Below are 18076 nucleotides of genomic sequence, written 5' to 3'. Positions count from 1 at the left end.
GGGGCGGCAGCAATGGGCGATCATGACTACATCATCGTCGGCAGCGGCATAAATGCGCTCGTCGCAGCCGCCATGCTCGGCAAAAAGGGGCACAAGGTTCTTGTCCTTGAGCGCAACGACCGCATCGGCGGCTGCCTGCGCACCGAGGAGATCACCGAGCCCGGCTTCATCCACGACGTCATGGCAACGACCATGGTGCTTTTCCTCACTTCGCCGGCCTATGGCGCCATCGGCAAGGATCTCGAGGCACGAGGCCTGGAATTCGTCCATGCCGACCTCCCCACGGGCGTGCTGAGACCTGGCGGTTCGCATGTGATCTTTTCCAAGGACCGGCGGCGCAATATCGCCACCTTCGATGAACTGTCGCTCGGCGATGGGCAAACCTTCGCGCGCGAAATGGATGCGCTGGCCGCAGATGCGCCATTCCTGTTTTCGCTGCTCGGCGGTGCATTGTGGTCGGGATCGATGCTCAAGACCATCGGCAAGCAGGGCTGGAACCGTGGCCTGCGCAAGCTCGCTGCCTGGTTTGGCGATGCTTTGACGCCGGCACGCGGCTATCTCGAAACCAGCTACAGGTCCGAGGATATCCATGCGCTCTGGGCGCCGTGGGTGCTTCATTGCGGCCTTGGGCCCGAAAGCTCCTATTCCGCCGAAATGCTGAAGGTGATCGGCTTCGCATTGGAATTGGGCGGCGCGCCGATCGTCAAGGGTGGCGCCGAAAAACTGCTGACGGCCTTCGAACGGTTGATCACCGACAATGGCGGCGAGATTCGCGTGAGTGCCGATGTCGAGGCCATCATTCCGGACGCCAATCGCAGTGCCGATGGCATACGTCTTGCGAACGGCGAAACCTTGAGAGCAAAGGCCGGCGTAATCTGCTCGGTCACACCCAATCAGCTTTACGAGCGGCTGATGAAGGATTGGCCGGATCCGCTGCCGCCGGAGGTCAAATCAGGCGTTGCCAGTTACCGCTACGGCAAGGGCGATATGCAGATCCACTATGCGCTTTCCGAGCCGCCGCGCTGGAAGGCCAATGCCGAACTCGGCAAGGTGGCACTGCTGCACCTCACCCCCGGCCTCGACGGCGTCTCGCGCGCCGCCAACGAATGTGAGCGCGGGCTTCTGCCGGCCGAACCGACGGTCTGCGTCGGGCAGCCTGTCGCGCTTGATCCCAGCCGCGCACCAGAAGGAAAATCGATCCTCTGGCTGCAGCTTCCCGAAGCGCCGCGCCATATCAAAGGAGATGCCGCCGGCGAGATCGAAACGCCAAGGGACGGCCGCTGGACGGAAGAGGTGCGCGAGCGCTATGCCGACCGTATTGAGGCGCTTCTATCCAGCCATATCGAGAACTTCTCCGGCATAAAACTCGCGCGCCGCGCCTATTCTCCTGGCGATCTGGAGGCGATGAACATGAACCTTGTCGGCGGCGATCCCTACGGCGGCTATTGCGGCATCGACCAGCTTTTCATCTGGCGTCCTTTCAAGTCATCTGTTAACCACCGCACCCACATATCGGGCCTCTACCACATCGGCGCTTCGGCGCATCCCGGTGCAGGCCTTGGTGGGGGCTCCGGCTTCCTGCTCGCATCATCGCTGAAGTAACACGTTTCCGGAGGAGGAATTTCGTCGATGGAGGAACGGTTTTCAGGCACCATTTTGAGGCGCAAGCGGGATGAGAACGCGAAGCGCCCGACCATGGGCGAAATCGGCCTCAATCACTTCGCGCCCTATCTCATGAACAGGCTGATGGCGCGCTGGAACGCCAATCTTTCGGAAGAGCTGCGCGAATACGATATGACGACCGCCAAGATGCGGGCGCTCGCCGTCCTCAGCGTCTCGTCCAGCGTCACCATCAACGAGCTTTCCGTCTTCGCCGTGACCGAGCAATCGACGATGAGCCGCACCCTGGATTCGCTGGAGCAGCAGGGTTACATCCGCCGCCAGCCGCGGGCCGAAGACATGCGCATCCGCGATGTCTCCATCACCGAGGAGGGCCGCGCCGCCTTCGAAAAGGTGTGGCCGACCATGTACGACCTCTTCCTGCAGATGTTCGACGGCGTCGATGAAGCAGAATACCGCACCTTCATCTCGACCCTGCATAAGGTGCTGCACAATATCAGGAAGCACGAGATCTGAGCGGCCTGATAGATTCCGCTCCGGTTCGGATCACCGCCTGTTCGGTATCAACGCCGTTGCCAATGCCGCGATGGCGGCAACAATGGCGAAAATATAGAAATTCCATTCCGGGCCGACATTCAGGCTGGCGATGTATCCACCCATCAAGGGGCCGGAAAGCGCGCCGATGCGCGAAAAGCTCAGCGCCCAGCCGGTGCCGGCTGCCCGCACGAAAGGCTGCAGATAAGCGGCAAGATAGCCGGTGAGGATCAGCGATGCCGAAACCGTGCCGAAACCGGCAATGGCGACGACCGTGTAGTTCAGCCAGATGGATCCCTTGAAAGCGAGAAGCGCTATACCGACGGCGCCAAGCAGATAGGATAGCGTCACGGTCAACCGCACGCCAAAACGATCCGCCCATTGGCCAAGCACGATGCCGCCGATCGCCGAGGTGAAGCTGAAGACGGCGAGGAAGAGCAGGCTGTCGCCGAGATCATAACCACTCTTGCGCATGATCTGCGGCAGCCACTGGGCCAGCCCGTAGACGAGGAGCAACCCCATGAACAGTGCGATCCAGAAGCAGGCGGTGGCGAAGGCGTTTCTCGGCGAAAAGATCTCGCCCAACACTACGCGCCAGCCGAGGCCAGTTTCCCTGGGCGCGCTTCCCGCAGGGACGGGAACGCCAAGCCGGGCAGCAAGCCGCCTCGCATTCTCGCCTCGCCCCTTCGCAACGAGGAAATCAAGCGACTCGGGCAGCAACCATGCCATAATAGGCACGAACAATACCGGGAGCGCGCCGATAAGAACGACCGGCCGCCATCCATAATCCGGCAATAACCATCTACCGACGAGCGCAGCGGCAAACAGGCCCAGCGAATAGCCGGAATACATGATGCCGTAATTGAGATTCTTCTTCGCGGTCGGCGAATATTCGATGGTTAGCGCCGCCGCCAACGGAATGATGCCGCCGAGGCCAAGACCGGCGGCAAAACGGCTGACACCGAACCATGTTGGCGTCGGTGACCATGCGGTGACAGCCGTGCAGACGGCAAAAAGCGAAAGGCAGGCGAGAAACATCGGCTTGCGGCCGTAGAGATCGCTGAGCGTACCGACGACAATGCCACCGACAAGCATGCCGAAGACGGTGTAGCTGCCCATGGCCCCGAGCTGAAGCGGCGTGAGGTGCCAGACATTGTCGGTGGACAGCGCCGGCAGAATGGCGCCGAGAACGCCGACATCGTAGCCCTCCGCAAAGATCGCCAGCCAGCAGATGAGCACGACGACGAGGCTTCTGGCATGCGAGATCTCACCGCCGCGAGGACTTGAAAGGTCCTTCGCAGCGCCATTTCGAAGAGTGTCCATGCGACTGTTCCCTTTTGGAATTGTCGGTCTTGGCCGATATTATTTGCGTCCGGCGTGGTCGTGTCAGAGCGTCCCGACCGTTTTGAGCGCTCCGTCGAGCGCCGTACCCTTTTCGTCCAGAAGTGCAGCCTGCCGCAGCCGTCGCATCCACGCGGCTCCATCCTCGCGCTCGCGCAGGAGCGGCAGCGCCGACATGACGCGATCGAACTTGGAAAGACCGCGTGCATGCGTATCGGAATAGCCTTTGACGAGGCGGCGATTGCCGAGCACCTCGACGGCAAGATCGTAATTCGCAGCCAGCAGATTGGATGCGGCTGCCAGCCAGGCCTCGCGATGCTCCACCTCGCGCGCATGCCGCAGCGTGCCGCGACGGAAGCGCCGCAGCGCCGAGACCAAGTAGAGGCCGAGGAACCAAAACAGCGTAGCGGTCTGAACCCGGCGTCCCTTGTTGATGAAGCGGTCGAACCGGGCAAACAGGCGCGGCCGGCTTTCAATCCAGAGTCCCATACCCTTCGGCATCGTGCCGCAGACCTCATCCATGCGCGGATGCATGTATTCGGTCATGTAGACGATCTGGTCGTCCTTGGCGCCGACTTCCTTGCGCACGCGCTCGAAGCGCGAGCCACGCACCTTCAGATCGGCAACGCGTATGACGTCGTCATAAGCCATGGCGACTGCGACATATTTCGCCGCCTGCACGGTGAAGGCGAAATCCTTGTTCGCACCGCCGCCCTTGCGATCCAGCGCATGAAGTGCCGCGACGCGGCTCAGATACTCATCGGCATAGGCCGGATCCTGATAATCGGTCAGCTTCTTGACGCCTGCAAACAATAGCGGCCAGGCAACCTCCGGAAATTCGGAGCGGATGCGGTTGACGAGGCGATCCAGGGCCGGATGACCCGCCGTCTCAGGCAGCGCATCGAAATGCTTCGGCGGCGTTGCGGAAACCGCATCGCGCGGCTTCTCCTTGACCCGGTCGAAGGCGGCATTGAACGCTTTGAGGCTGGGCTCGATACCCTTGCCGCCGGCGCGGATCATCGCCTCGAAAGCCTGCTTGCCGAAGGGCAGCGCACCGGAGGCAGCCAAAGCGCCGAACATGGAAGCGGAAATCACGCTGCCGTTCCTGACGGCCATCGTTTCCATATCGAAGGCGATGGTGCGCTTGGCGGCGAAATCCGTGGCATCGACCACCACCTCGGCATTGCCGATGCCATCGCCCGGCTTTTCCTTTTCGGCAACCGCAAAGGAGCGATGCGTCGAGGCGATCAGTAGCGTCTTGTCCGGCGTGACTAAGCCGCGCAGCACGGAGCGGCCGGCTTCCATCAACTCGGCCGCCATGACGACATCGACATCGCCCGGCGTCGGCATCAGAGAGAAGATCGGCGCGTGGCCATCCTTCGCCGGCAGCATTTCAATATAATAGATCGTCGCGCCCGTCCGCTGGGCAACGCCGGGCACAGAGGTCGTCTGCGCCATCCAGCCTTCGGCTTCGGCAAGGCCGACGATCCAGTCGGCCAGGACACCGCCACCCTGCCCGCCCATGGCGAGAATGGCGAGCGACAGCGGCTTATCCGTAGAAAGCCTGGCAGCGCCGAGATCATTCATGCTCACATGTTCGTTCATCTCGCCCTCTCAATCTGAAAAGACGATGCGGCCAGCGCGGCGACGCGCCTGCAGCCAGCCGATGATGCTGGAACGCATGCGGGCGACGAACCGATCCCAACCCGTCGGGTTGTGAATGATGTCGGCCCGGTAGAAGGAGGGACAGAGCACCGCCGCCTCCGAGACCTCGCCGCAATTGCCGCATCCCACGCAATTATTGTCGATCGCCGCCACCGGATCGTCCTTCAGCGGATCATCGGTATGCTTGACCGACAGCGAAGGACAGCCGGAAAGGCGGATGCAGGCGTGATCGCCGGTGCAGACATCCTCGTCCACGCCGAAGCGTTCCTTGACCATGCGCTTGCCGTCCTTGACAGCCTTCGCGAATTGCGGCTTCACGCGGCGCTGCTTGTTGAGCATGCATTCCGAGGAGGCAACGATGATCTTCGGCCCCGGCTCCTTCGAGGTCAGAGCCTCGCGCAGCGTATCGCGCATCTTCGCGACATCATAGGTCCGATCGATCTGACGCACCCAGGTCGCGCCGATGCCCTTGACGGCATTGACGATGGAATTGTTGGTTTTGCGGCGCGGATTGAGAGCGCGCGAAGAGGGTATGTCCTGCCCGCCGGTCGCCGCCGAGTAATAGTTGTCGACGACGAGGATGACGCCATCCTGCTTGTTGAAGACGGCATTGCCGACCGAGGTCGCAAGCCCGTTGTGCCAGAAGCCTCCGTCGCCCATGACGGAGATCACGCGCTTGTCGGCTTCGACATTGAAGGCTGAGGCCGCGGCCGGTCCCAGCCCGTAACCCATGGTCGTGCTGCCGATATTGAAGGGCGGCAGGATCGAGAAGAGGTGGCAGCCGATGTCGCCGGAGATATGATGCTGGCCGAGTTCGCCCTCGACCATCTTCATGGCAGCGAAGATCGGCCGCTCCGGACAGCCGATGCAGAAACCGGGCGGCCGCGGCGGCACGACTTCGGCTAGCGCCTTGATCTTCGGGTCGTTGAGAACAAGCGTCGGATCCGGCAGCGGTGGCTGGTTGCCGAGCAGCACACGCTGGTGAACTTCCAGAAAGTTCTTGATGCCCTTCATCAGCACCGGCGCGGTATATTCGCCGCCCATCGGCAGCACGTCCTTGCCAGCGACCTTGGTCTGGATATCGCGGCGGCGCAGGATGGTATTTAGGGATTGCTCGATATATTCGGGCGCCCCCTCCTCCACCATCAGCACCGCCTTCTTGCTGGCGCAGAACTCAGCGATCTGGTCATCCACAAGCGGATAGGCGACATTCAAGACATAAAGCGGCACGGCGGAGTTGCCGTAGACATCGGCAAGGCCGAGCTGCTGCAGCGCGCGCAGCACGCCATTATACATGCCGCCAAGCAGGATGATGCCGACATCGCCCTCCGAGGGGCCGAAATACTCGTTGAGCTGGCGTTTCTTGATGAAGTCAACGGCAGCCGGCCAGCGCTTCTCCAGCTTTTCCTTCTCATGCAGGAAGGAGGCCGGCGGCAGGACGATACGGTTGACGTCGCGAACCGGATTTTCCAGCGCCTGCTTCAGCGTATAGGCCGGCCGCTTGTTGTCCTTGGCGACGAACTGGCCATGGACATGACAGCTACGGATCCCGACCTGCAGCATGACGGGCGTGTTCGACACTTCCGAAAGCTCGAAGCCCTCTTCCACCGCCTGCACGATCGACGGCAGGTTAGGGCGCGGATTGAGCAGCCACATCTGCGATTTCATTGCATAGGCATGGCTGCGCTCCTGCATGATCGAGGAACCCTCGCCGTAATCCTCGCCGATAATGATGAGCGCGCCGCCAGTCACCCCGCTCGAAGACAGATTGGAAAGCGCATCGGAGGCGACATTGGTGCCCGCCGTTGATTTCCAGGTGACGGCGCCGCGCACCGGATACATGACGGAGGCGGAGAGCATGGCGGCGGCGGCGGCCTCCGAGGCCGAGGTCTCGAAATGGACGCCCAGATCCTGCATCACATCCTTGGCGTCAGCCAGCACGTCCATGAGATGGGAGATCGGCGAGCCCTGATAGCCGCCGACATAGGAGACACCGGATTGCAGAAGTGCCTTGGTGATCGCGAGAATACCCTCGCCGCGGAAGATATCGCCTTCCCCGAGCTTCAGATCCTCGACCTCGCGCGCAAACGATCGCTCGGCCATGACGTTACCCCTTTACCCTTGCGGGCTTGTTTTAAATCATTTGCAAAATCATATTTTGAACTTCCTTGAACTGTCAACGAACAATTATGCGATATCGCCGCATCATTTTGCGATATCGGCTGGGCAGCAATATGCTGACGCCAGCCGTTATTGTTGACTCGGATATCTCCGTTGCACTCAAATGTATGCGTATGCATAAAATTTATGCGAACATGTGAAGCCGAGTAAGAATTGCGGACCGGGATTTTACGGAAGCACCAGAGAAAGCGCTTGCCGCTCCAAAATATGTATTTTAAGATTAAAACATTCCGACAATAAATCGCCAGCGGCAGTTGGGCGTCATGCTTTTCTGTCGCTTAACAGGGGAACGGAGTGACCATGACAACGCTTACTCGGCGCGAGGCCCTGAGCCTCGGCGCAGCCGCATTCATGACTGGGATTTTAGCCGGCAGAACGCCTGTGGAAGCAGCGGAAGCCGGCACACTGACCATCGCTTTCAACGTCAATTTGCCCTCTTTCGATCCGACGACAGGCCCGTCGGCCGTTAATCCGACGATCCAGGCGATCTATCGCTCGATCTTCGACCAGTATATCGGCCAGGGACCGGACCTGAAGTTCCAGCCGGGCCTTTTGACGGCCTGGGGCTGGAACGATGACAAGACAAAAGTCTGGATGGACGTTCGCGAAGGTGTGACCTGGCACGACGGCTCCAAGTTTACACCGGATGACGTCGTCTGGTCGCTGGAGCGCGCCGCCAAGCAGGACACCGGCAACCCGATCCAGTTCATCTGGTCGACCGCCAACAATTACAAGGTGGAAGGCAACCGCATCACCGGCGATGTCGTCCGTTTCGAGCCGACCTATTTCAAATGGATGGCCTTTCTCACCGGCTATGTCCTGCCCAAGGACTATTACACCAAGGCGGGCGCGCAGGGCTTCGAAAAGAAGCCGATCGGCACGGGCCCCTATATGGTCGATGCCTATGAGGGCAATTCCTATCTGCGCCTGAAGGCAAACCCGAACTATTTCGGCGGCAAGCCCGCCTTCGATACCGTCATCTTCAAGTTCGTGCCGGACACGACGAGCCGTGTCGCCGAAATCGAGTCCGGTTCGTCCGACGTGACGCTGGAAATCCCCTATGAGGATTTCGACCGGCTGAAGAAGAAATCCGGTCTTGCGGGCGTCGCCACCCCAATCTCCGATATCGGCATGATCTTCATCAGCAATGTCGATCCGATGCTCGACAAGAATGTCCGCCTCGCCGCGAATATGGCGATCGACAAGGAAGCGATCATCAAGCGGCTGCTGCGCGGCTACGGCAAGCCGCTATCGACACTGGAGGCGCCGGAGTACGAAGCCTACGACGCGTCAGTCAAAATCCCTTACGATCCGGAACAGGCCAAAAAGCTCCTGGCCGCCAGCGGCTATTCGCCGGACAAGCCGGTGAAATTCACCATCAAGACGACCCGCGGCTTCAAGCCGAAGGATTACGAGATGATCCAGGCGATCGTCGGCATGTGGCGCAAGGTCGGTATCGAGGCTGAGATCGAAGTTTACGAAATCGCCAAGCATTATGAGCTGCGCACCGCCCATCAACTCGGCCCAGCCGCCTTCTACAACTGGGGCAACGCCATCGGCGATCCGACGACCTCGACCGGCTTCGCCATGTTCGGCCCCTCGCCGCACTCAGCCTGGAAAACCAAGGATGTCGACGACATGCTGGGGCCGCTCTGGGTGGAAAAGGACGAGTCCAAGCGCATCGCCGGCTGGAAAGCGGCGATCAAATATATCGCCGAGCAGGGCTACGTGATCCCGTTGCTGCAATATGCCCAGCCGATCGTTTATAAATCGAGCCTGAAGGTTACGCCGAACGTTTCCGGCGCCCTGCAGCCGACGCTGGTGTCGAAGGCTTGATGCGTCGAGCTTTGATCGTGCAGCCTTGCCCCACACCCTAGCCCTCTCCCCGTCCTGAGCTTGTCGAAGAGGCGGGGAGAGGGGACGACCTTTGTATCCTCGCCGGAGCACGTTGTTAGGGGTAGGCTGCAGGTGCCTCTTTCCCCTTCTCCCCGTCAAAACGGGGAGAAGGTGCCCGCCCTTCGACAGGCTCAGGAGGGCGGATGAGGGGCTTAGGACTCTTCAGCGCCACAGCCGTGCCATCGGAACTCATAACGCATGATAGCAGTCTCCATTCTCAACCGGCTGATCATGGCCGCGATCACCCTCTTCGGAGTGGCGGTGATCGTCTTCGTCCTGCTGCGCGTCGTACCGGGCGATCCGATCGCGATGATGATCTCGCCGGGCGCAAGCCCTGCCGACATCGCCGCGCTGCGCGTCCACTATGGGCTCGATGCGAGCCTGACTACGCAATTCTGGCTCTGGCTGAAATCGGTCCTGATAGGCGATTTCGGGACATCGATCTCCCTGAAGCGCGATGTGCTCTCCCTGCTCGGCGAGCGCCTTCCCGCAACGCTGGAGCTTGCCTTTGCTGCGCTGGTCCTGGCGGTTCTTCTCGGTGGCACGGTTGCCGTCGTTGGCACGCTCGCCCGCCGCACGATTTTCGAACCTGTGATCGACAGCCTGAACGGCCTTTTGCTGGCTGTTCCGGATTTTGTCTGGGCGCTGGCGCTGGTCCTTGTCCTCGGCGTTCTTTTTCCGCTTTTCCCACTCTCCGGCCGCATCGATCCGAGTATCGACGCGCAGTTCACGACCCCCTTCTACCTCATTGAAAGCCTTGTAACGTTTCGCTTCGGTATCTTCACGGACATCTGCGCCCATATGGTCATGCCGGTCCTGGCGCTCGGCCTGCCGCTGGCGGCCATCATCGCCCGCGTGTTGAAGGCCGCTCTCTCCGAGGCCATGGTGCAGGACTATATTCTGCTTGCCAAACTTAAGGGCATGTCCGAGCTGCGGCTGGTGCTGCAGGAGGCGCTGCGCAATGCCGTCGGCCCGACCATCGCGCTGACCGGCGTGCAATTTACCTTCCTGATCGGCGGCACCGTTATCGTCGAACGCATCTTCGCCTATCCCGGCATCGGCAACATGGCGATCGATGCCGTCATCAACCGCGACCTGCCGCTGATCCAGGGGCTGGTGCTGGTCTTCGGCGCTCTTTTCATTCTCGTCAATCTGGCGGTCGATCTGCTGGTCGCGGCCTTCAATCCGAGGCTCGCCCATGGCTGACGTCACCTCGCCCGCCATATCGCGCTCGCCTTCCAGAATGACGAAACGCATTCGCGCGCTGCTCGCCGAGCCGAAAGTAATCTTCGGCGGCGGCTTCATCCTCATCCTAATCATCCTTGCGATCTTTGCTCCTTACATCGCACCGAAGGACCCGCTGGAGCAGGATCTGATGTCCGGCACCTTACCGCCGGCATGGATCGAGGGTTCCGATCCGGGCTTCCTATTCGGCACCGACGATCTCGGCCGCGACGTGCTGTCGCGCGCCATCTTCGGCACACGCATCGCTCTCACGGTCGCCTTCGTCGCGGCCGGGCTTGCGGCCCTGATCGGCACGCTGCTCGGCCTTCTCGCCGGCTGGTATGGCGGCTGGATCGACAAGGCGATCTCCCGCCTCGTCGATATCTGGATGGCCTTCCCGCCGGTGCTGCTGTCGATTCTGCTGGTTGCGGTCTTCGGTTCCGGCGTGCACTCGGTCATCGCGGCCATCGTCATCATCGACTGGACGCGCTTCTGCCGTGTCGTGCGCTCGGAAACGCAGGCGCAGGCGCGGATGGATTATGTGACCGCCGCCCACACGATCGGCTTTTCGCGGGCCAGAATCCTCTTCAGCGAAATCCTGCCCAATGTGACGCCGGTGCTGATCGCCCTCGTCAGCCTGGAAATGGGCATTGCCGTCATCGTCGAAGCTATCCTGTCCTTCGTCGGCCTGTCGGTCGCTTCCGATACGCCGACCTGGGGCGGCATGATCGCCGAGGGGCGGCAGATGATCTATCAGGGCTGGTGGGTACTGGTCGTACCGCTGATCGCGCTCTTCGCGACGGTGCTTGCCTTCAATCAACTCGGTGACGGTCTGCGCCGCGCCCTCGATCCGGTGATGCGCCGATGACATCTCCGCTTCTCTCCATGACGGGCCTCAGCGCCATATCCGACCGCGACGGCAGCGCACTGATCCTGCGTGATGTTTCCCTGACGCTCACGCGCGGCGAAGTGCGCGGTCTTGTGGGCGAAAGCGGCGCCGGAAAATCCACCATCGCCAAGGCCCTGCTCGGCATACTGCCGCGCAGCGTCCGCATCACAAACGGCTCGATATTGTTCGAGAACCGCGACCTGCTCACGCTCTCCGCCAGGGAATTGCGAGATATCATGGGCAGCGAAATCTCGCTGATCCCGCAGGACCCGCAAACCGCCCTCAATCCCGGCCGGCGCATCGAGGCGCAACTGACCGACGGCCTGCGGTTGAAGCGGGGCCTATCATCGGGCGACGCCCGACTGCGGGCACTAAAGCTGTTGGAGGAAGTGCATATCCGCGATCCCGAGCGTGTACTGCGCGCCTATCCCCACGAATTGTCCGGAGGGATGCGGCAGCGCATCCTGATCGCCGCCGCCTTCGCGCTGGAGCCGAAACTGGTGGTCGCCGACGAGCCGACCACCGCGCTCGACGTCACCGTGCAGAAGCAGATCCTGCGGCTGATCCGCGGCCTGCAGGAAGCGCATGGCACTGCCGTCATCTTCGTCACCCACGATCTCGGCGTCGTCGCCCAGATCTGCGACAGCGTGACGCTGCTCTACGCAGGCAAGGTGATCGAAGACGGACGCACGAGCGACGTGCTGACGCATCCCAAGCATATCTACACGAAATCATTGCTATCGGCCGGGCCGCGCTACGACCGGCCGGATGCCGGGCTGACGCCGGTGCCGCAAGCCGTTTTCGAACAATTGCGCCGCGAGATCGGCATTCCGGAGGGAAGTCGATGAGTGTTTCCGAGCATCTGCTGTCGGCCAAAGGTATCGAGGTCACCTATGGTGCCAAGAAACATCTTTTCGGACCGCCAGGCCTTGGCATCAAGGTGCTGCACGGCGTCGATGTCGATATCCGCCGTGGCGAAACCGTCGGCATCGTCGGCGAAAGCGGTTCGGGCAAAACAACGCTCGGCCGCGCTCTGCTGCGGCTGGTCGATGTGACGGCAGGCAGCATTCATTTCGATGGCCGAGACATCGCGCATCTGCCCGATTCAGAGATGCGGCCGCTACGCCGCCGCATGCAGATGATCTTTCAAGATCCGATGGCCTCGCTCAATCCGCGCCACACGATCCGCCGCATCCTCGTCGAGCCGTTACTGCTACATCGGCTGGCTTCGGACCGGAAAGAAGCTGAGCGGCAGGTTGCCGCAATTCTCGAACGCGTGACGCTGCCTCAGGCATGCCTCGACCGCAATCCGCATGAACTCTCTGGTGGCCAGCGCCAGCGCATCGGCATCGCGCGTGCCGCTCTGCTGAAGCCGGATTTCGTACTCGCCGACGAGATCGTCTCCGGCCTCGACGTGTCGACCCAGGCCCAGGTTCTGAATCTACTGAAGGAGCTTTCGCGCGATCTCGGCCTCTCAATGGCGTTCATCAGCCACGATCTCTCCGTCATCCGCGCCGTCTGCGACCGCGTCTATGTCCTGCGCCATGGCCGTGTCGAGGAGGAAGGCGATTGCGAGCGCGTCTTCACGGCGCCGGCTTCCGCCTATACGCGAATGCTGCTCGACGCCATTCCCCTGCCGGAAATCGATCCGCATTGGCTCGGTCGCGAGACGGGCCAGGAAAACGCTGCCTGATAAGCACTCGGACGTTCAGTTGCGCAGGCGGAAACGCTGTATCTTGCCCGATTCCGTCTTCGGCAGAGCTTCGACGAAGATAATGGAACGCGGATATTTGTAGGGCGCGATGACCGCCTTCACATGATCCTGCAGCTTGCGAACCTGCAGATCCGAGGCAACGATGCCGGGTGCCAGCACCACATGCGCCTGCACGATATGGCCCCTTTCTTCGTCGGGCTTACCGACGACGGCACATTCCAGCACATCGGCATGCGAAAGAAGGGCTGCTTCTACTTCCGGTCCGGCAATATTGTAACCGGCCGAAAGAATGATGTCGTCGGAACGGGCGGCAAAATGGAAATAGCCGTCCTCATCCTGAATGAAGCTGTCGCCCGTCAGATTCCAGCCATCTCGCACGTAGTCGGCCTGTCTGTGGTCGGCGAGATAACGGCAGCCGATCGGCCCGCGAACGACGAGTTTGCCGATAACCCCACGCGGAACCTCGTTCATATCGTCATCGACAACGCGGGCCTCATAGCCCGTCAGCGGCTTGCCCGTGCAGTTCGGCTTGGCGTCGGACAGGCGGTTGGAAATGAAGATATGCAGCATCTCGGTCGAGCCGATGCCATCGAGGATGGGCTTGCCGGTCTTGCGCGTCCATTCCTCGAAAATCGGGCCTGGCAGCGTCTCGCCGGCCGAAACGGCGATACGAAGTGAAGACAGATCCGCCCCCTCTTCCATCGCCGCCAGCATGGCGCGATAGGCCGTCGGCGCCGTGAAGCTGATGGTCGCGCCGTACTCCTGGATGATCTCGACCATATTCTTCGGCGAGGCGTTTTCGAGCAGCGCCGTCGATGCGCCGAAGCGCAAGGGGAAGACGACCAGACCGCCGAGACCGAAGGTAAAGGCGATCGGCGGCGAGCCGATGAAGACGTCATCCGGCGTCACCTGCAGGACTTCCTTGGCATAGGCGTCGGCAATGATCAGGATATCTCGATGAAAGTGCATGGTGGCCTTCGGCACACCCGTCGAGCCCGAGGTGAAGCCGAGCAGCGCCACATCGTCACGCCCGGTTTTGACCGGCTCGAAGCGAACGGGCTTGTTGAGCGCGATCCGGTCGAGTTCGGCATCATGGTTGGCGGTGCCGTCGAAACCGACGACCTGCTTCAGGAACCGACTGTCTTTGGCGGCTGTGACGAGTTCCTCCAGTAGCCTCGTATCGCAAAGCGCAAAGGAGATCTCCGCCTTGTCGATGATCTTCGAAAGCTCTCCGGCCCGCAGCATCGGCATGGTATTGACGGCGACGGCACCGACCTTCGTCACCGCCAGCCAGCAAGCAATCATGGCTGGGTTGTTGCCGGAGCGGATGAGAACGCGATTGCCCGGCTTGACGCCGAAATCCTCGACAAGCGCGTGGGCGATGCGATTGGTCCAGTCCGCCAGTTCCTTGTAGGTGCGACGACGGCCATTACCGATCAGGGCCACGTGATCGGCGAAACCCTTTTCGACCATCCGGTCACTGAGTTCGAAGCCGGCATTCAGCCATTCCGGATAATCGAAACCCTCCATCCGCAGTTCCGGCCATTGGTCGAAAGGGGGCAGATTGTCTCGCGTGAATGTATCGGTATGACCGGTCGGTCCCAGCATTGCCTTGCTCCCACATTCTTATCGATCGATCGCCACGACAGCCGTTTCCCCTCGGCGCATGTGGCATTGCTAAAAAAAGATCGCACCGAAGGCTGCAATGTTCAAGCAAGAAATTTTAAGCCTAAAATATTTTTGGCTTCTGATTGATTCAAAAAGGCTATTTTCGATTTTCCTGCTATTATGAGTGCCCACAGGCTGCATATTGGAGCAGGAAAAGCCTTGACGAATGGCTCCAACAAGATATTTTAAACTTAAATTATTTTGAGGTCGGCTCCAGCCGAATAAGGAGGGAAAGCGATGCGCATCGTCTGTATCGGCGGCGGCCCCGCAGGGCTCTACTTCGCGCTTCTAATGAAGAAGCTCCATCCTGAACACTCCATCCGCGTCGTCGAGCGCAACCGTCCCTATGACACCTTCGGCTGGGGCGTCGTCTTCTCCGACGCGACTATGGTTTCGATGCGGGAATGGGATCCGGAAAGTGCTGCCGAGATCGAGGATGCCTTCAACCATTGGGACGATATCGAGGTCCTGTTTAAGGGCACCCGCCAGCGCACGTCCGGCCACGGCTTTGTCGGCATCGGGCGAAAGAAGCTGCTCAATATTCTGCAGCGCCGCTGCGAAGTGCTCGGAGTCGAGCTCATCTTCGAGACGGAGGTCAACTCCGATCTCGACTATCCCGATGCCGATCTGATCATCGGCTCGGACGGCCTCAATTCCAAGATCCGCAATCATTATCCGGAAGTCTTCCAGCCTGACATGATCACCCGGCCGAACCGCTATATCTGGCTCGGCACCAACAAGCTTTTCGACGCCTTCACCTTCGATTTCCGCCGCACCGATCACGGCTGGTTCCAGGCGCATATCTACAAGTTTGACGACAAGACCTCGACCTTCATCGTTGAGACGACGGAAGAGGCCTATCTTGCCCATGGCCTCGACAGGATGGATCAGGACGGCTCCATCGCCTTCTGCGAAAACCTGTTCGCCGAAGTGCTCGAAGGCGCTTCGCTGATGACCAATGCCCGCCATATCCGCGGCTCGGCCTGGCTGAATTTCAACCGCCTGATCTGCGGCAAGTGGAGCCATTTCAACGGCAATTCCCACGTCGTTCTGATGGGGGATGCCGCCCACACCGCGCATTTCGCCATCGGCTCCGGCACGAAGCTCGCCATCGACGATGCCATCGAGCTAACCCGGCAGTTCCAGATTCATGGGCACGGCAAAGACAAGATACCGGCCGTCCTCGAAACCTACGAGGAAATCCGCCGCGTCGATGTCGCCCGCATTCAGAACGCCGCGCGCAATGCGATGGAATGGTTCGAAGTCGTCGGCCGCCGCTATGCCGATACGCTCGAGCCGCCGCAGTTCATGTATTCGATGCTGACTCGCTCGCAGCGCATCAGCCACGAAAATCTCCGGCTGCGCGACAAGACCTGGCTCGAAGGCTATGAGCGCTGGTTCGCCGAAAAATCCGGCCTCGACGTCGGCAATGATCGCTGCCTGCCGCCGATGTTCACGCCCTACCGACTGCGCGATGTCCAACTTATCAACCGTATCGTCATGTCGCCTATGGCGATGTACTCAGCTGACAATGGCGTGATGAACGATTTCCACATCGTCCATCTCGGCTCTCGCGCGCTTGGAGGTGCAGGGCTGATCTTCGCGGAAATGACCTGCGTTACCCCAGACGCCCGCATCACCCCCGGCTGCCTCGGTCTCTGGAATAACGAGCAGGTGGCGCAGTGGAAGCGCCTCGCCGATTTCGTGCACACGAACAGCGCCGCCAAAGTCGGCATCCAGCTCGGCCATGCCGGCCGCAAGGGCGCGACGAAGCTCGCGTGGGAGGGCATCGACCAGCCGCTCTCCGAAGGCGACTGGCCGCTAATCTCGGCATCAGCAATCCCCTACCTCAAGAACAGCCAAGTGCCGAAGGCCATGGACCGCGCCGACATGGATCGCGTCAAGGCCGACTTCATCCGCTCGACCGAGCTCGCCATTGAGACCGGCGCGGACTGGCTGGAACTGCATTGCGCCCACGGCTATCTGCTTTCGAGCTTCCTGTCGCCGCTCACCAATCTGCGCGACGACGAATATGGCGGCAGCCATGAGAATCGCGCTCGCTATCCCCTGGAGGTCTTTAGGGCAATGCGCGCCATCTGGCCGGCGGACAAGCCGATCTCCGTTCGTCTCTCCTGCCACGACTGGACTGACGGAGGCAACACGCCGGAAGATGCGGCGATCTTCGCCCGCATGTTCAAGGAGGCCGGTGCCGACCTGATCGACTGCTCTTCGGGCCAGGTGTCGAAGCAGGAAAAGCCCGTCTATGGCCGCCTGTTCCAGACGCCCTTCTCCGACAAGATCCGTAACGAGATCGGCATCCCGACGATCGCCGTCGGCGCGATCTCGGAAGCTGACCACGCCAATTCGATCATCGCCGCCGGCCGCGCCGATCTCTGCGCCATCGCCCGCCCGCATCTGGCCGATCCGGCCTGGGCACTGCATGAAGCTGCCAAGATCGGGCTGACTTCCATTCCCTGGCCGAAGCAATATCTTTCCGGCAAGACGCAGTATGAAACCAACCTTGCCCGTGCGGCCACGGCAGCCCCGGCGAAATGAGGATGAAATGACGATTTCGGGCAAGCTCGCCGGCCATCACGCCCTCGTCACCGGGGCCGGCAGCGGCATCGGTGCCGCGATCGCCAAGGCGCTTGCCGCCGAGGGCGCGCACGTCAGCCTCGCGGGTCGCCGCCGCGAGCCGCTGCAAGCAGTTGCCGCCGAAATCGGCGCCCAGGCATTCGTGGTCGATGGCTTCGATGTCACCAGCCCTGAAGCCGTCTCCCAGGGCCTTGCCAAGGCACGTCAGAAGTTCGGCTCCGTCGATATCCTCGTCAACAATGCCGGTGAGGCACCGAGCGCAGCCTTCGAGAAGACGAGCCTCGAGGCCTGGAACCACGTCCTCTCGGTTGACCTGACAGGCGTCTTCGTGGTGACGCAGGCAGCCCTTACCGACCTAAAGGCTTACGGTCCCGGCGCGCGCATCATCAACATAGCCTCGACGGCCGGCTTGAAGGGATACGGTTACGTTTCGGCTTACGTCGCCGCCAAGCATGGCGTCGTCGGCCTGACGCGCTCGCTCGCACTGGAACTGGCGAAGACCGGCATCACGGTCAATGCCGTCTGCCCCGGCTTTACCGACACGCCGATCATCCAGCGCTCGATTGAGACGATTGTCGCCAAGACCGGTCGAACAGCGGAACAGGCGCTTGCCGAATTCACGAAATCCAATCCGCAGGGACGGCTCGTCACGTCGGAAGAAGTTGCCGATACCGTGCTGTGGCTGGCCTCGCCGGCTGCGGCATCGATCAATGGACAGGCAATCGCGGTTGCCGGTGGGGAGGTTTGAG

General features: G+C 61.1%; 13 protein-coding genes. 9 read left to right on the top strand and 4 right to left on the bottom strand.

The window, feature by feature from the left end; translation table 11 throughout:
• Window positions 1-12 precede the first annotated feature (12 nt).
• A complete protein-coding gene (locus GDN47_RS01910) occupies window positions 13-1602 on the top strand; it encodes a phytoene desaturase family protein (RefSeq protein WP_145632091.1) in 1590 nt (529 codons plus the stop codon).
• A gap of 27 nt (window positions 1603-1629) precedes the next feature.
• Window positions 1630-2136: a MarR family winged helix-turn-helix transcriptional regulator gene (locus GDN47_RS01905; protein ID WP_113231756.1), complete on the top strand. Its 507-nt coding sequence runs from the start codon at window positions 1630-1632 to the stop codon at window positions 2134-2136.
• 30 nt (window positions 2137-2166) lie between these two features.
• On the opposite strand, the gene GDN47_RS01900 is transcribed toward GDN47_RS01905, so the two are convergent.
• From GDN47_RS01900 to GDN47_RS01890, 3 genes are all read right to left on the bottom strand, one after another.
• Window positions 2167-3477 (bottom strand): MFS transporter, encoded by a 1311-nt coding sequence (locus tag GDN47_RS01900; protein WP_152092579.1) that lies wholly within the window; start codon window positions 3475-3477, stop codon window positions 2167-2169.
• Window positions 3478-3540: 63 nt separating this feature from the next.
• Window positions 3541-5100, bottom strand: a complete 1560-nt coding sequence (locus GDN47_RS01895) for an indolepyruvate oxidoreductase subunit beta family protein (RefSeq protein ID WP_145632087.1) — start codon at window positions 5098-5100, stop codon at window positions 3541-3543.
• Between the two features lie 9 nt (window positions 5101-5109).
• Window positions 5110-7263, bottom strand: coding sequence for a thiamine pyrophosphate-dependent enzyme (locus tag GDN47_RS01890; RefSeq protein WP_152092578.1), 2154 nt, complete (start codon window positions 7261-7263; stop codon window positions 5110-5112).
• Between the two features lie 378 nt (window positions 7264-7641).
• On the opposite strand from GDN47_RS01890, the gene GDN47_RS01885 reads away from it, so the two are divergent.
• The 5 genes from GDN47_RS01885 to GDN47_RS01865 all read left to right on the top strand — a co-directional run bounded on the left by GDN47_RS01885 (window position 7642) and on the right by GDN47_RS01865 (window position 13043).
• Entirely contained in the window at window positions 7642-9177 is a 1536-nt protein-coding gene (locus GDN47_RS01885; RefSeq protein WP_152092577.1) for an ABC transporter substrate-binding protein, read from the top strand.
• A 258-nt stretch (window positions 9178-9435) separates the two neighbouring features.
• Window positions 9436-10443 carry an ABC transporter permease gene (locus GDN47_RS01880; RefSeq protein ID WP_145632081.1) on the top strand — a complete coding sequence of 336 codons (1008 nt, stop codon included), beginning with the start codon at window positions 9436-9438 and terminating at the stop codon, window positions 10441-10443.
• A complete protein-coding gene (locus tag GDN47_RS01875) occupies window positions 10436-11329 on the top strand; it encodes an ABC transporter permease (protein ID WP_145632079.1) in 894 nt (297 codons plus the stop codon). The genes GDN47_RS01880 and GDN47_RS01875 overlap by 8 nt, the downstream gene beginning before the upstream one ends.
• Entirely contained in the window at window positions 11326-12198 is an 873-nt protein-coding gene (locus tag GDN47_RS01870; protein ID WP_145316224.1) for an ABC transporter ATP-binding protein, read from the top strand. The genes GDN47_RS01875 and GDN47_RS01870 overlap by 4 nt, the downstream gene beginning before the upstream one ends.
• The gene (locus GDN47_RS01865) at window positions 12195-13043 is read left to right on the top strand and encodes an ATP-binding cassette domain-containing protein (protein WP_145316222.1); all 849 of its coding nucleotides are present in this window, start codon (window positions 12195-12197) and stop codon (window positions 13041-13043) included. The genes GDN47_RS01870 and GDN47_RS01865 overlap by 4 nt, the downstream gene beginning before the upstream one ends.
• Window positions 13044-13058: 15 nt before the next feature.
• Here GDN47_RS01865 and GDN47_RS01860 read toward each other — a convergent pair whose 3' ends face one another.
• A complete protein-coding gene (locus GDN47_RS01860; protein WP_152092576.1) occupies window positions 13059-14672 on the bottom strand; it encodes an AMP-binding protein in 1614 nt (537 codons plus the stop codon).
• Between the two features lie 297 nt (window positions 14673-14969).
• Between GDN47_RS01860 and GDN47_RS01855 the strand changes: the two genes are divergently transcribed.
• Together GDN47_RS01855 and GDN47_RS01850 are read left to right on the top strand one after the other, a co-directional pair.
• Window positions 14970-17288, top strand: coding sequence for a bifunctional salicylyl-CoA 5-hydroxylase/oxidoreductase (locus tag GDN47_RS01855; protein ID WP_145632075.1), 2319 nt, complete (start codon window positions 14970-14972; stop codon window positions 17286-17288).
• 7 nt (window positions 17289-17295) lie between these two features.
• Entirely contained in the window at window positions 17296-18075 is a 780-nt protein-coding gene (locus tag GDN47_RS01850; protein ID WP_145632073.1) for an SDR family NAD(P)-dependent oxidoreductase, read from the top strand.
• The last annotated feature ends 1 nt before the right edge of the window (window position 18076 follow it).

The sequence above is a fragment of the Martinezella dioscoreae genome (assembly GCF_009176305.1).
GTDB classification, from domain to species: Bacteria; Pseudomonadota; Alphaproteobacteria; order Rhizobiales; family Rhizobiaceae; genus Rhizobium; species Rhizobium dioscoreae.
Note: the sequence above shows the minus strand (reverse complement) of the source record. Positions and strands in the feature narration are given on the sequence as shown.

What these genes read in the sequence shown, in the direction of transcription:
- GDN47_RS01910 (WP_145632091.1), top strand. Translation starts at nt 13, where the DNA reads ATGGGCGATCATGACTACATCATCGTCGGCAGCGGCATAAATGCGCTC.
- GDN47_RS01905 (WP_113231756.1), top strand. Translation starts at nt 1,630, where the DNA reads ATGGAGGAACGGTTTTCAGGCACCATTTTGAGGCGCAAGCGGGATGAG.
- GDN47_RS01900 (WP_152092579.1), bottom strand. Translation starts at nt 3,477, where the DNA reads ATGGACACTCTTCGAAATGGCGCTGCGAAGGACCTTTCAAGTCCTCGC.
- GDN47_RS01895 (WP_145632087.1), bottom strand. Translation starts at nt 5,100, where the DNA reads ATGAACGAACATGTGAGCATGAATGATCTCGGCGCTGCCAGGCTTTCT.
- GDN47_RS01890 (WP_152092578.1), bottom strand. Translation starts at nt 7,263, where the DNA reads ATGGCCGAGCGATCGTTTGCGCGCGAGGTCGAGGATCTGAAGCTCGGG.
- GDN47_RS01885 (WP_152092577.1), top strand. Translation starts at nt 7,642, where the DNA reads ATGACAACGCTTACTCGGCGCGAGGCCCTGAGCCTCGGCGCAGCCGCA.
- GDN47_RS01880 (WP_145632081.1), top strand. Translation starts at nt 9,436, where the DNA reads ATGATAGCAGTCTCCATTCTCAACCGGCTGATCATGGCCGCGATCACC.
- GDN47_RS01875 (WP_145632079.1), top strand. Translation starts at nt 10,436, where the DNA reads ATGGCTGACGTCACCTCGCCCGCCATATCGCGCTCGCCTTCCAGAATG.
- GDN47_RS01870 (WP_145316224.1), top strand. Translation starts at nt 11,326, where the DNA reads ATGACATCTCCGCTTCTCTCCATGACGGGCCTCAGCGCCATATCCGAC.
- GDN47_RS01865 (WP_145316222.1), top strand. Translation starts at nt 12,195, where the DNA reads ATGAGTGTTTCCGAGCATCTGCTGTCGGCCAAAGGTATCGAGGTCACC.
- GDN47_RS01860 (WP_152092576.1), bottom strand. Translation starts at nt 14,672, where the DNA reads ATGCTGGGACCGACCGGTCATACCGATACATTCACGCGAGACAATCTG.
- GDN47_RS01855 (WP_145632075.1), top strand. Translation starts at nt 14,970, where the DNA reads ATGCGCATCGTCTGTATCGGCGGCGGCCCCGCAGGGCTCTACTTCGCG.
- GDN47_RS01850 (WP_145632073.1), top strand. Translation starts at nt 17,296, where the DNA reads ATGACGATTTCGGGCAAGCTCGCCGGCCATCACGCCCTCGTCACCGGG.